At 60.1% G+C, this 323-nt stretch carries 1 protein-coding gene; it reads left to right on the top strand.

The window, feature by feature from the left end:
- On the top strand, positions 1 to 323 hold a 323-nt coding region (locus tag ACPYOP_RS33020), incomplete at both ends, for a ShlB/FhaC/HecB family hemolysin secretion/activation protein (RefSeq protein WP_481414394.1).

The following is a 323-nucleotide window of genomic DNA, read 5'->3' as shown; positions in this document are numbered from 1 at the left end:
GGCAACAAAATAGAGGTCGGAAGCCGCAAATATACCGTCGGTGATCTTGGCATCTCGCATTCGCGCCGCATGCTGGGTGGCCTTTGGGTCTTCGACCTTTCCTATAGCCAGGGGCTGAACCTCTTCGATGCGGTCGCTCCCGGTGATGCCGGGGCAGGGGATGCGGACCCTCGCTTTTCGAAGTTCACTGGCACGATCACCGTGACGAAGCCGCTCGAGCTCGCCGACCAGCGCTTCGAGATCAACTCGCTCATTACGGGCCAGTATTCGCCCGACAACCTGTTCGGAGCCGAGCAGATCTCGGTCGGCGGTTATTCCTCCGT

Source organism: Rhizobium sp. KNZ2-6A (assembly GCF_056755475.1).
Note: the sequence above shows the minus strand (reverse complement) of the source record. Positions and strands in the feature narration are given on the sequence as shown.